Here is a 13,048-nt window from a genome sequence, read left to right as displayed (position 1 = left end):
ATGAAACGTCTCACGCTGAACGATATTTTTACAGAAGATGATGAACTCGGCCTGCTTCCGGTTGATACCTCCTCAGCCCGCACAGGGCAGACCAACCGCAGGACAGGACTGGACCTTCTGAAGGAAGCAGAACGTTTTGTCGAAAACAATGGCAGACTTCCCAGGCACACGGCTGAAAATCACGAAGAAATGTGCCTCTCTGCCGCACTTGATCGTCTGGCCCAGAACCCTTCCCCGGCCATAAAGAAAGCTGACAGGCTGGGGCTGCTTGCCAGACCAAACCTGCCATCATCCCCCCCTCTGCCCGACTGGCGGGATGAGCAGGCCTTCACAGACATCCCCCACACACTGAAAGATATTCTCGATGATGATGATCTGGAGATGGATACCAGCATCTTCAGCCTCCGCCACTCCAGCCCCGCCGCAGAACGGGCCGTGCCGGAGCATCAGGCCACCATCACGCCCTGCGCCAATTTTCAGGATTATGAGGCCCTGTTCGAGACCGTACAGCAGGAGATAACCAACGGCCTCCGTACGGCAAGGCGTGTGAGAAAGAATCAGATTCTTGAACCTGCAGAAGGCGATTTCTTCATTCGCAACGGTTTGATCGCCTATGTCGCCGAGAAGTACGAAAAGACCTATCGCCATGGCGACAGAGAGCATCGCCTGCGCATCATCTTCTCCAATGGGACGGAAAGCGACCCGCTCATGTCGTCCTTCCGTAAATCCCTGACAGAGGACAAAACGGCCCGGTTCATCTCCCGCATCGGCCTTGGGCCCCTCGCCGGGAGCGAGACCGTGGCCAACGCCACCGGTACCATTTACGTTGCCCGCTCCCTCTCCGAAGTTCCATCAATCCGTAAATTGCGGGGAAAACTTTACAAGATCGGCGTCACAAGTGGTGACGTTCGCCGCCGGGTCGCTGATGCCCGCAATGACCCCACCTTTCTCATGGCCCCTGTGGAGATTGTAGCCACCTATACGCTGGTCAATCTTTCCCATCGCAAGGTGGAAGACTGCCTGCACCGCTTTTTTGCCCCCTCACGGGCAATACTTCACGTCCGGGACCGACTGGGAAAACAGATCTACCCGAAGGAATGGTTCCTGCTCCCCGCCGAACTGGTCGGCCAGGCAGCCCACCTCCTCCAGAAGGGCACCCTCCACCTCCATACGTATGATCCCCATCAACAGGCCATCATCCGCAAGGAGGCGTCTTCCTGACACCCTTATAGTGGGACATGCTCCAGCACCCAGTCCACCTTCTGCTGGCGTCTGGACGCTTTGGCGGCCCTGCCCCCGGCTTCAGTTGCCTCTTCCTCAGCAGGCGGCAGGGGACGGCCAGGGCAGGACTGGACGACAATCTGGGCTGTCTGTTCCGGCACGCCCCGTCCCATGTAAAGATCATCCTCCAGCATGATCACCCCACCTGTCTGACGGAAACGCCACAGCTCTGAGGGCGCATGAAGCAGGATATCATCATCCTCCCGCTCCACACGGACATCGGGATGGATGTGGAACCGCAGCATGAAAGACACATCCCGCTCCCCCTCCACCGTTTCACTGCCACGCAGCTCCTCCCCGGATGGTTCCAGAAACAGGGAACGGGACCAGAGGACACCGTAGGACGGGTAGTACCCATTATGCGACAGATGGAGTTCCTGAACACGACCCTGCCGTTTCTGTTCGCAGCGTACCTGTGAGGGACGGCGGGTCACGTGGCCATCATTCCCGAAATCGGACGAGGATTCACCATCCACGACCAGAATCGTATGCGCTGCCGAACTGCGCAGGGCCCGCCGCCAGGGGCCGCCCTCCGCTGCCCCACAATTGACGAACAGACGCTGCCGGTCGTGGGAGAACTCAAAAGACAATGTACCGGCATGGGCCATACCATCCATCCCCTGCGGCGGTGGTGCGGCGGCATCCACCAGCAGCAGGGCCCTTCCGGCTGTCAGGCGGGCAAAACCGCCCCGGCTCAGGCTGGAGGCCACTACCTTGTATCGCTCTGCCTGCTCCAGCAGAGCCTGCACGGCTTTCGCACCACGCTCCTGCGACCCATTGAACAGGGCCAGCCCCCCATCCCCATGGCAGAAGGCCCGCAACACGGCACAGGCCCGCCCCAGCATCACCGGGACACAGTCCGGTGGCATCCACTGCAACGTGGTGAACATGCCCTGAATGGCTGTCAGCTCCTGCACGCAACGATACTGGGCCTCCGGGCTGCGCTCGGCCACAATGCCCTCATCACCCAGCAGGCGCTTCAGCTCCAGCGGCAGCTGCTGCTCAAACCGTTTGAAGAACCCATCATAATACGGCACGGCCATATAGACGGCCAGCAAGCCCCGCAGAACAGCCAGCCCTTCCCACCCCATGGGAGGCAGAGGCAGCATGGCCGAAAGACGACGGGCCTCCTTCACGGCGGCATCCAGCACCAGCTGCTGCGTCCCTTCCGTAGCCGTGGAAAGGCAGAACTCATAATGCCCCAGCCAATTGGCCAGCCGCCGCCCCATCACGCTGCTTTCCCGGGCGACAGGATCAGCCGGGGGGCGGTCTGCCCATGATGCCACCATGGAGCGCGCCAGAAGCCGGGCTCCATTCGTACCAAAGGTCCGCAGGTCCTTCAGCCAGTCAAACCCATAGAACCAGCGCCGGACATCCTCCGGCCAGCTATTGCTCTGCCAGACCCCCCGCAGGGGCAAGCTGTAGGTTTTCTGGGCAAAACGGAACACACCCCCCGTCAGCAGGGCGCCCTGGTCCACATCGCCCTCTTCCCTGTCCTGATAGAGACAGACAGGGCTTGTCCCCTCATGCTGCCGCTGGGGCAGGGAGACGAGCAGCAACCGGAAATACCGCCTGAAGGACCTAAACAACCATCATTCCCCTGATGGGGCCAGTGTGGCAGGCTTGGCCGCCGCACGCAGGCCCCGGATCGCTGCCGCCCGGTCATCCCTGCCGAAAATGGCTGAACCAGCCACCAGCATGGTTGCTCCGGCTTCTGTCACCAGTGGGGTGGTGGTCTCATCAATACCACCATCCACACCCAACACGATGTCACGGCCGCTCTGCCGGATCATCCCGGCAAGGGTCCGTATCTTGGCCAACTGGCCATGCAGGAATTTCTGCCCTCCGAAACCAGGATTGACCGTCATGACCAGAATGATGTCCACCATGTCCATGACCTCGGAGAGAGCCTCCGGCGGCGTGGCAGGGCAGATGGCCACACCTGCCTTGCAACCCAGCGCATGGATGCTCTGGAGAGTACGGTGAAGATGGGCATTCCCCTCCACATGCACGGTGATGTGGTCCACTCCCGCTTCTGCCATGGCAGCCAGATAGGGATCTGCCGGCTCGATCATCAGGTGGGCATCAAAGCGCGCCCTGCTGTGAGGGCGCAGCGCCTTGATGACGGGCATACCAAAGGAAATGTTCGGAACAAAATGCCCATCCATGACATCAAGATGCAGCCATGGTGCCTCCGCCACACTGCCCATTTCATGACGCAGATTGGAGAAATCGGCGGCAAGCAGGCTTGGTGCGATGATGGGCATGTAACCTCTCTCTGAAAACTGAAGATGCATATTTTCATCCGATATTGGCAGAATAAGGCTTTTTTACAAGAGAAGCCCATTTTGCGCCGGTACATGGCCATTCATCTGTACAAAGATGACAGAAAATGGACACGATCTGCCTTCTCTGCTAACAGGGGGCAATGTTCCGAGGGGTGCCTTCACCATACAAGGCTGAGAGGATGGGTCCGGCCCATCCAACCCTTTGAACCTGATCCGGTTCGTACCGGCGAAGGGACAGGAAAACAGCACGGAACGGGATGTCCCCGTCATCTCCCCTGAACTGACGCCTGCACAGCGAACCTTCACCATCGTGCTCCGAAGGCGAAGATTCCATGCGCTTGTTTTTTTCCAGCCACAAAAAGGCCCCTCTCTTTCTGCTCCTGTGCAGCCCCGGCTTGGCACTGGCAGACTCAGGAAAACCGACTCATCCGTCGGCGGCACACCACCACCCGGCCCAACAGCCTTCCCATGCCAGACCGGCCAAAGCCGTACAGGCCAAAAAGGTGGAATACATCACTACCCGGGCGGCCCCGGAAACCGTGCAGCGGGGCGGCGGGCTGATCCAGCCCCAGCATGGCACGCAATCCATCAGCGAGGTGGGCCGGAGCTACATGGACATACAGGCGCCTACGGCCTCGGCCTTCCAGCTCGTGTCCGTCCTGCCGGGTGCCAATGTCATGACATCCGACCCCTTCGGCATCTCGCCCAACACCAACATCAGCGTCCGCGGCCTGAACGGTGATGCCCTGGGCTACGTGCTGGAGGGCATGCCGCTCAACGATGTTGCCTCCTATGGCGGGTACCCCAACCAGTTCGCCGATACGGAGAATTACAGCAAGGTCGGTCTCCAGCAGGGGTCAGCCGATCTGGATAGCCCGGTTCTCAACGCCGCCGGTGGGCTGATGAAGCTCTCTTTCCTCGACCCGTCCCTGAAGCCCGGTGGGCTGGCCTCCTTCTCCTACGGGTCCTTCAATACAAGGCGGGGTTTCATCCGGCTGGAAACGGGTGAGATAGGCCATAGCGGCGTGAGAGGCTTTGTCTCCTACTCCAACACACATGCGGATAACTGGCGCAGTGGCGGCTATGATACCCGCCAGCATATTGATTTCCGGCTGCTCAAAGAATGGGGGCAAGGCAATCAGGCGGGCATTCTGGGGTCATGGAACAGGGCCAATACCAGCTATTATCCCTTCACCTCCCTTGAGGACTGGAAAACCTACGGCACCCATAGCGGCAAACTGACCCAGCATTTCGAGCCCGGCGAGAACAGCACGAACTACTGGCGGCTTTCCCGTGATCCGGAAGAAACGCTCTATGTCGGGGCACCGGTGCACCTGCATTTCAGCCAGCGTCTGTCCTTCGACATCACGCCCTATGCCCAGCGTGCCTATGGCAACTTCCCCTCCGGCTCCACACTCTCCAGCACGGGGAACTATTACGGCACCCAGCCCGTCACCTCCCTGCCCGTGACGGACGGCCAGACCGTACGGGCCGACTACACCCAGCGCAGCTACCGCTCTGGCGTGAACATGGCCCTCCATGCCCGTTATAAGTGGAACGACTTCGTCATGGGCTACTGGTACGACTATTCGGACGACAACGAACCGCAGCCCTTCACGGCTGTCGGAAATGACGGCTCTGCCGCCAGCATCTGGGCCGACAGGAAACGCAGCCGCATCCTCATGCCAGATGGCAACCCCTATCTGGCCGGGGGCTTCCACACCATGTCCCAGACCAACGCCCTCTATGTGGGGGATCACATCTCCCTGATGCAGGACAGGCTGGTCATGGACATCGGCTTCAAGGAGGTCATGATGCACCGCTGGGGAACCAACGACGTACCCGGCCCGCAGCGCAACATCTCCAGCAACAGGCAGGAACCCCTGCCCCGTTTCGGAATGCGCTGGAACGTCACGAGGAAGGACCAGCTCTTCCTCAACGTGAACACCAACTTCCGGGCACCGGCCATCTCCACCTATTACAACAGCTATGCCGGTGTGGATGCCAATGGCGTGCCCAACGGCACCATCAGCCGCACCGGGACCAACCGCCTGAAGAATGAATATTCCGTCTCCGAGGAATTCGGCTACCGCCGCACGGGAGACTGGCTGACGGCCAGCCTGACCTTCTTCAACTACAATTTCCGCAACCGGCAGATAGAGACGGGGGAAGCCACCAACCCCAACATCACCACGACCATCAATGCCGGGAAGCAGACCTCCCGTGGTGTGGATGTGGAACTCGGCACACGCCCCTGGCACCATATCAGCCCCTATGCGTCCTTCGAGTATCTCCATGCCACCATCGACAACAACATCTCCGCCGGGGCCGACACCCTGCCCACAGCAGGCAAGACAGCCGTCCGCAGTCCGCATTTCCAGGCGGGGGCGGGCCTGCGCTATGATGACGGACATTTCTTCAGCATGATCTCCATGCATTACATGAGCCATCAATATTCCACCTTCATGAATGACGAGCGCATCCCTGCCATCATGACAGCCGACCTGACCCTTGGTTACCGCTTCAACAATGTGGGCTTCCTGCATCAACCCACATTGCGGCTGAACCTGAGCAACATCAGCAACCAGCGTTATCTCTCGGGCATCAACTCCACCACCCTGAATGCCCATGACACGACCGGCCTTCATGGCGGACGGGTCAGCGGCTCGGCCCCGGGCTATTATATCGGGGCCCCCTTCGCCGCCCTTGCCAGCCTGACGGCTGGATTCTGAGCATGTCGGCACGCCCTCTTGGTCTGGAAAGCGGTTACAATGGCTGCGTCTGGCCTCCCCTGACAGACGGTGACGTCACGGCCCTTCTGCCGCACTGGGGCGTCCGGCCCGCCCGGAATCCCCTCCTCTGGCACAGCCGCCGCCCCTTCTCCGCCTCGGCCATCGTGGCGCTGGAAGATGGGGGGCGGCTGTTCCTCAAACGCCACGGACGTGCCCTGCGCTCTGTGGAAACACTGACGGAAGAACACCGCTTCGCCAGCCATCTGGCAAAGCGGGGCCTGCCAGCCGCCGCCCCACTGCCCATGCTGGATGGCCGGACCGCCCTGGCCACGCCTGAGCATACCTACGAAGCCTTCCCCCTTTACACGGAGCAGGACGCCTATCGGGGGCTGGACTCATGGCGGCCCTATCACGACACGGCACAGGCGGCTTCCAGCGGAACACTTCTGGCACGGCTGCATCAGGCCAGCGAGGGCCATAAGGCCCCACCACGCCATGACCCACCCCTCATTTCCGCCCGGCATCCCCTGCTGGGCGACAGACTGGCGGACAGCCTGATCCCGTGGATCACCCGACAGGAAGGGCTGACAGACACATATCCCCTCTCATCGCTGCAACGGGATGTCCTGCCCCTTCTGGCCCCGTTCCATGAAGCCCTGCTCCCCCTGCTGCCAGAAGACCGCCCCCTCTGGGGGCATGGGGACTGGCACGGGGCCAACCTCCTCTGGCACAGGGAGAGTAATGGGCTCGTGGCTGCCCGTGCCTTCGATTTCGGCATGTGTGACCTGACCAGTGCCAGCTTCGACCTCGCCGTGGCCATGGAACGCAGCTTCATCAGCTGGCTGGCCCCGGATGGCTGCCCGACCGTGCATGAGGAGCAGCTGAGGGCCTTCCTGCACGCCTATGATGTCCAGCGGCCCCGCAGCCCTGCCGAGAAACGCCTCACCGCCTGCTGGCTACCCCTCTGCCACGTCACCTTTGCCCTTTCAGAGGTTGCCTATTACGGCCATGTCCTCGGCAACAGGAACGCCGCCGACATATCCCGGCGGGATTACCTCATCGGCCATGCACGCTGGTTCCAGACGGAGCGTGGCCGGGCCCTGCTGGCCATGCTGGAAAGAGACTGACCCATGACGGAACTGATCGCCGCACTGCTCAGTGCCTCCGGCGTCTGGCTGACAGCACAACGCCTCATGATGGGCTGGCCCATCTCCCTGCTGGCAACGCTCTTCTATGGCACGGTGTTCTTCCAGGCCCATCTCTATGCAGACACGGTGCTGCAAGGTGTCTTCAGCATCGCCATCCTCTATGGCTGGGCCTTGTGGGCACGAGAAAAGCAGGCCGGAGAGAGCCTCCGCCACGATAGGCCATCCAGCCCGGCAGATGACCTGCCTGCCCGCCCTCTCGCCTTCAACCGGGCCATGTTGGAGACGGGCTTCTTCCTGATTCTCTCCATTCTCTGGATTCTGGCCCTGCAACGCTGGAGTGACGACCCAACTCCTCTTCTGGATGGAGGGCTGAGCGGAGCCAGCCTGCTTGCCCAGCTCTGGACAGCCCGGCGCCACCGTGTGAGCTGGCTGCTCTGGTCCGGCATTGACGTGATCTATACGGGCCTGTTCATCAACCGCTCTCTCACCATCACGGCCCTGCTCTATGCCGGCTATACCGGCCTCGGCCTCTACGGCTACTGGAAGTGGAAACGCTGACCCCCCGAAACAGGCAAGACCGTTCCTACTGGTTCATCCGATCCAGCTCTTCCGGCGTGAGACGCTGGATGCGGACGGGTTTCCCGCTGGAATCATAATAGACGATGGCTGCCCCACGGCGTTCGCCATAGCCATCTGGCTGACCACTTTTCTTGCGGAACAGCAGGCGGTTCCGCTCGGGCTGCACGGTCACCTCATCACCCCGGGGAACAAAATGAAACATGCTATAATCGGCATGTACCCTGGGCAGGGACGAGCCGGGCATCGGCTTTCTGACAACCGAATCAGCCTCATCAGCCTGCGCAGGAGCCAGTCCGGCCACGCCCATCAGCATCATGCCAGTTCCTGCCAGCAGGCCAGCCTGTTTCATAAAACGCATATGCCGTCTCCCCTCGGCCCGACCCCTTACAGATGGCCGGGTGGTGTGTTTGATGTCCCCTGGCTTTTGCGGCTCCAGCCGCCACCCAGGGCACGATACAGCGTTACCATGTTCTGAAACCGTGCCGCCTCGACCATGATGCGGGTCTGCTGGGCCTGATAGAGCTGGCGCTCCTGCACCAGCGTGGTCAGGTAACTGTCGATGCCAGCATGATAGCGCATCCGGGCGAGATCGTAAGCCCGCTGGGCCTGTGTTTCCAGCACGATCATATGACTGTCCTGCCGACGGTATGTCTCCCGTGCTGTCAGCGCATCGGACACTTCCCGGAAGGCCGACTGGATGGCCTTCTGATATTCGGCAATGCCCTGCTTCAGCTTGGCCTTGGCCGTCCGCAGGTTCCCTTCATTGACACCCCATGTCAGCAGCGGGATGCTGATGTTGGGGGAGACGCCCCATGTCTCGGCCAGATGGCTGAACAGGCGGCGGAACTGGAGAGAACTGGTCCCCTCGCTCGCCGTCAGCGTCACACGGGGATAGAAAGCGGCCCGGGCCGCCCCGACAGAGGCATGGGCTCCCAGCAGGCTGTGCTCGGCCGCCATGATGTCGGGCCGCTGCTGCAACAGGTCGGACGGCAGACCGGCTGGCAGGTCGGAAATCATCGTCTGCCGGCCCATCGGGAGGGGCGGCGGCAGGTCTGCAGGCAGGGGCGTGCCGACGAGCAGCTGCAACGCATGTTCATCATCCGCCACAGCCCTTGTTTCCTTCTCCTCGTCAGAACGGGCCTGCTCCAGCTCGGTCGCACTCTGGGCCAAGGTCAGGGCATCCAGCTCGCCATGATCATATTCCAGCTTGTTGAGACGCCATGTATCCGCCCTCGTGCGGGCTGTACGGTGGGCGAGGTCCAGCAGACGCCGATCCGCCAGCCACTGGATGTAGGTGCTTGCCACCTGTGAGACGGTGGTGATCCACAGGTTCCGCAGATTCTCGACCGTGCCCAGCGTCTGTTCCTTCTGGGCCTGGCTCAGATTGCGGATGCGTCCCCAGAGGTCGATCTCATAGGACGAAAATCCGATGGACGTCTGATAGAAACGCAGTGTGGACACCGATGTGCCAGACCCCGGTGCGAAGGCGAACCCGGCCGTATCGGACGGCCCCATATACTGTGCACCACCCCCGACTGAAATGGTCGGGAACAGGGCGGCATTCTGCACCTGATACTGCCCCTGTTCGGCCGCCACGGCGGCCATCTGGGCAGCAAGGTCCCGGTTGTTGGCAAGGGACAGACCAATAAGGGCCTTCAGCCGTGGATCGGTGAAGAAATCTTCCCAACCAAGATCGGACACCTGCTGATGGGCAGACTGGCCCGGCCTGATCTCTGCATCGGCCGGGTAGGTCTGCGAGACGGCCGCATCCGGCCGATGATATTTCGGAGACAGGTTGCAGGAAGTCAGCAGCAGGCTGCCCAGCCCCATCATCCCTGCAAGAACGGCCCTGTTCCTGCCGTGCTGCTTCATGGTCATGCGTGATCTCCTTCCTGCCCTGCATGAGGCTGTTCCGAAAGCCGCCTGACCCTGAAGAGACGCAGCACAACCACAAAGAACAGCGGCACGAAATAGATGGCCAGAATGGTAGCGGTAAGCATACCGCCTACCACACAGGTCCCGATCGCCACACGGGAGGCTGCACCGGCACCCGTGGCAATAGCCAGTGGGAACACACCGCAGACGAAAGCTATGGAGGTCATCAGAATGGGACGCAGACGCTCCTGCCCGGCCTTCATGACAGCATCTTCCAGCGTGTCGCCCTGCTCATAAAAGACCTTGGCGAATTCCACGATCAGGATCGCATTCTTCACGGCCAGCCCCACGGTTGTCAGAAGCCCGACCTGGAAATAGACGTCATTGCTCAGCCCACGCCAGAGTGTCGAACCGATGGCCCCCAGCACGCCCAGCGGCAGCACGAGCAGCACGGCAAACGGGATGGCCCAGCTCTCATACAGGGCAGCCAGACAGAGCAGGATCACAATGGCCGCCAGCGCATAAAGCGGCCCCGTAGCGTTGCCGGACGCCAGCTGCTCAAAGGTCAGGCCCGTCCATTCATGCCCCACTCCCGGCGGCAGGGTCTTGATGATCTTCTCGATTTCCTCCACCGCACGGCCGGAACTGACCCCAACGGCAGGCACACCCTGAATCTCATAGGAATTCAGGCCATTATAGTTTTCCACCTTCTGCGCACCGAGAATCCAGTGGCCCGTGGCAAACGCATTGAAGGGTACCATGTCCCCCAGATTGTTGCGGACATACCAGCGGTTCAGATCCTCTGGCGTCATGCGGGAGAAAGGTTCACCCTGGATATAGACCTGCTTTACACGGTCATTGCGGGTGAACTGGTTGACGTAAATCGAGCCGAAGGCCCCCTGGATCGTCGTGTTGAGCTCCGCATTGCTGATGCCCTGTGCATTGGCCTTCTCACGGTTGAGGTCCAATACAAACTGGGGGGCATCTTCCAGCCCCATCGGGCGCACAGCGGACAGAAGCGGATTTTTGGACGCCGCTGCCAGAAGCTTGTTCCGGGCGGCAAGGAAAGCCTGATGACCGATATGGCCGTTATCTTCCAGCTCCAGATCGAACCCGGTGGCATTACCGAGTTCCATCACCGCAGGGGGGTTCAGGGCGTAAATCTGCGCTGCCGGATCCCCCCAGAAATGCCCCATGATTCTGTTGGCAATGGCCATGCTGGAATGTGCATAACCCGGCCGCTTGTCCCACGGTTTCAGCCTGATGAAGAACGCACCGGCATTCTGCCCCTGCCCGGCGAAGCTGAAGCCATTCATGGTGAAGACGGATTCCACATCCCGGCCATAGGTCTTCAGCACATATTCGGTGATGCGGTGATTGACGGCCCCCATCTGCGCATCGGTTGCCCCGGCAGGCATGCTGACCTGCCCGAAAATGAGGGCCTGATCCTCGTCTGGCAGGAAGCCCGTTGGCACCTTCATGAACAGGAAGCCCACCAGCCCTGTCAGGGCCAGGAAAACGATCATGGCAGGGGTGCGGAAATGCAACATGCGGCGCACGCCACTGACATACCGTTTCGTCAGCCAGTCGAACCGCTCATTGAACCAGACTGCCGGACGGAAATGGACCTCATGTTTCATGGGTTTGAGCATGGTGGCACAAAGAGCCGGCGTCATGACCATGGCCACCAGAACGGACAGCCACATGGCCGCCACCACCGTGATGGAGAACTGACGGTAAATCACCCCGGTGGACCCGCCAAAGGCGGCCATGGGCAGAAACACCGCACTGAGGACCAGAACGATACCCACCAGCGCTCCAGAAATCTCATCCATGGATTCACGGGCGGCGTCCCGTGGGGAAAGGCCCTTTTCGCTCATCACACGTTCGACATTTTCCACCACCACGATGGCATCATCCACCAGCAGCCCCACAGCCAGCACCATGGCCAGCATGGTCAACGTGTTGATGCTATAACCCAGCACCGACAGGATGCCGAACGTTCCCAGCAGCACCACCGGAACAGCGATGGTAGGGATCAGGGTCGCCCGGAAATTCTGGAGGAAGACAAGCATCACGATGAAGACCAGCGCAATGGCCTCCAGCAGTGTCTCGATCACCTCCTCGATGGAGTGGGTAATGAACGGTGCCGTATCCAGCGGGTAGACGACCTTCAACCCCTTGGGAAAGAACTGCGACAGCTGGGCAATCTTCGCCCGGACGGCATCTTCCGTCACAAGCTGGTTGGCACCGGGGGCCAGCTTCAGGGCCATGGCCGTGGCCGGCTTGTTGTTGTAACGGGACGTGAAATTGTAGCTCTGTGCCCCCAGCTCAACGTGCCCGATATCTCTCATGCGGACCTGGCTGCCATCCTGCTGGACCTTCAGCAGCATGTTGCTGAACTGTTCCGGCTCCGTCAGGCGGACAGGGCCGATGATGTTGGCATCAAGCCCGATCCCCTTGCGGGCAGGCAGGCCGCCCAGCTCACCGGATGCCACCTGGATGTTCTGGCTCTGGATGGCACTCTGCACGTCACTCACGGTCAGGCCATATTTGTACAGCTTGTCCGGGTCCATCCAGATGCGCATGGCATATTCGGACCCGAAAAGCGTATGATCCCCCACACCGGAAATGCGGGACAGCGGGTCCATCACGTTGGACGCCACGTAATCCGAAATGTCCTTCCCGTTCATGCTCCCGTCAGTGGAGATGAAGCCGATGACGAGCATGAAGTTCTTGGCTGCCTTGGTGACACTCAGCCCCTGGCTGACCACCTCGGGCGGCAGACGGGGCTGGGCAAGCTGGAGCTTGTTCTGCACCTGCACCTGGGCGATGTCGGGATTCGTCCCCTGCTCGAAGGTCAGGTCGATCTCCATATGGCCGCTGCCATAGGACTGGGCAGACAGATACTCCAGATGGTCCAGACCAGACATCTGCTGGAGGATGGGCCGTACCACCGTGTTGTTGACTGTATCGGCCGAGGCACCGGGATCATCCACACTGACAGCAATCTGCGGCGGAGCAATGGTGGGATATTGGGCGATTGGCATCTGTGTGATGGACACACCACCCACAAGCATGATGATCAGCCCGACCACCCAGGCAAAGATGGGGCGGTCGATAAAGAAACGTGACAGTGACATGG

General features: G+C 60.7%; 9 protein-coding genes and 1 riboswitch. Of the genes, 4 read left to right on the top strand and 5 right to left on the bottom strand.

All coding sequences use genetic code 11. The annotated features are described in order from the left end of the window. Complete coding sequence (locus DTI93_RS09015) at window positions 1-1,221, top strand: GIY-YIG nuclease family protein (protein WP_081562567.1); 1,221 nt, start codon at window positions 1-3, stop codon at window positions 1,219-1,221. Window positions 1,222-1,226: 5 nt separating this feature from the next. Here DTI93_RS09015 and DTI93_RS09010 read toward each other — a convergent pair whose 3' ends face one another. Together DTI93_RS09010 and rpe are read right to left on the bottom strand one after the other, a co-directional pair. Continuing rightward, window positions 1,227-2,870: a heparinase II/III family protein gene (locus DTI93_RS09010; protein ID WP_052349005.1), complete on the bottom strand. Its 1,644-nt coding sequence runs from the start codon at window positions 2,868-2,870 to the stop codon at window positions 1,227-1,229. Between the two features lie 3 nt (window positions 2,871-2,873). Beyond that, the gene (rpe, locus tag DTI93_RS09005; protein ID WP_081847690.1) at window positions 2,874-3,548 is read right to left on the bottom strand and encodes a ribulose-phosphate 3-epimerase; all 675 of its coding nucleotides are present in this window, start codon (window positions 3,546-3,548) and stop codon (window positions 2,874-2,876) included. A 159-nt stretch (window positions 3,549-3,707) separates the two neighbouring features. Next, a riboswitch (TPP riboswitch) is annotated at window positions 3,708-3,822 on the top strand. A gap of 79 nt (window positions 3,823-3,901) precedes the next feature. Here rpe and DTI93_RS09000 point away from each other — a divergent pair. From DTI93_RS09000 to pnuC, 3 genes are read left to right on the top strand one after another with little or no spacing between them, the layout of a single operon-like run. Further along, on the top strand, window positions 3,902-6,301 hold the full coding sequence (locus tag DTI93_RS09000) for a TonB-dependent receptor (protein ID WP_249080561.1): 2,400 nt from the start codon (window positions 3,902-3,904) through the stop codon (window positions 6,299-6,301). Between the two features lie 2 nt (window positions 6,302-6,303). Further along, entirely contained in the window at window positions 6,304-7,428 is a 1,125-nt protein-coding gene (locus tag DTI93_RS08995; protein ID WP_249080558.1) for a phosphotransferase enzyme family protein, read from the top strand. A gap of 3 nt (window positions 7,429-7,431) precedes the next feature. After that, window positions 7,432-8,007: a nicotinamide riboside transporter PnuC gene (gene pnuC / locus DTI93_RS08990; protein ID WP_043559640.1), complete on the top strand. Its 576-nt coding sequence runs from the start codon at window positions 7,432-7,434 to the stop codon at window positions 8,005-8,007. Between the two features lie 25 nt (window positions 8,008-8,032). On the opposite strand, the gene DTI93_RS08985 is transcribed toward pnuC, so the two are convergent. The 3 genes from DTI93_RS08985 to DTI93_RS08975 are packed head-to-tail and all read right to left on the bottom strand — an operon-like array spanning window position 8,033 to window position 13,046. Next, the gene (locus DTI93_RS08985) at window positions 8,033-8,386 is read right to left on the bottom strand and encodes a hypothetical protein (RefSeq protein ID WP_052349007.1); all 354 of its coding nucleotides are present in this window, start codon (window positions 8,384-8,386) and stop codon (window positions 8,033-8,035) included. Window positions 8,387-8,412: 26 nt separating this feature from the next. Continuing rightward, window positions 8,413-9,900, bottom strand: a complete 1,488-nt coding sequence (locus DTI93_RS08980; RefSeq protein ID WP_408902112.1) for an efflux transporter outer membrane subunit — start codon at window positions 9,898-9,900, stop codon at window positions 8,413-8,415. A gap of 2 nt (window positions 9,901-9,902) precedes the next feature. Further along, window positions 9,903-13,046: an efflux RND transporter permease subunit gene (locus DTI93_RS08975; RefSeq protein ID WP_283162748.1), complete on the bottom strand. Its 3,144-nt coding sequence runs from the start codon at window positions 13,044-13,046 to the stop codon at window positions 9,903-9,905. Window positions 13,047-13,048 lie beyond the last annotated feature (2 nt).

This window comes from Parasaccharibacter sp. TMW 2.1884, assembly GCF_023337695.1.
Classification (GTDB): Bacteria; Pseudomonadota; Alphaproteobacteria; order Acetobacterales; family Acetobacteraceae; genus Bombella; species Bombella apis.
This window is presented reverse-complemented; position numbering and strand designations above follow the sequence as displayed.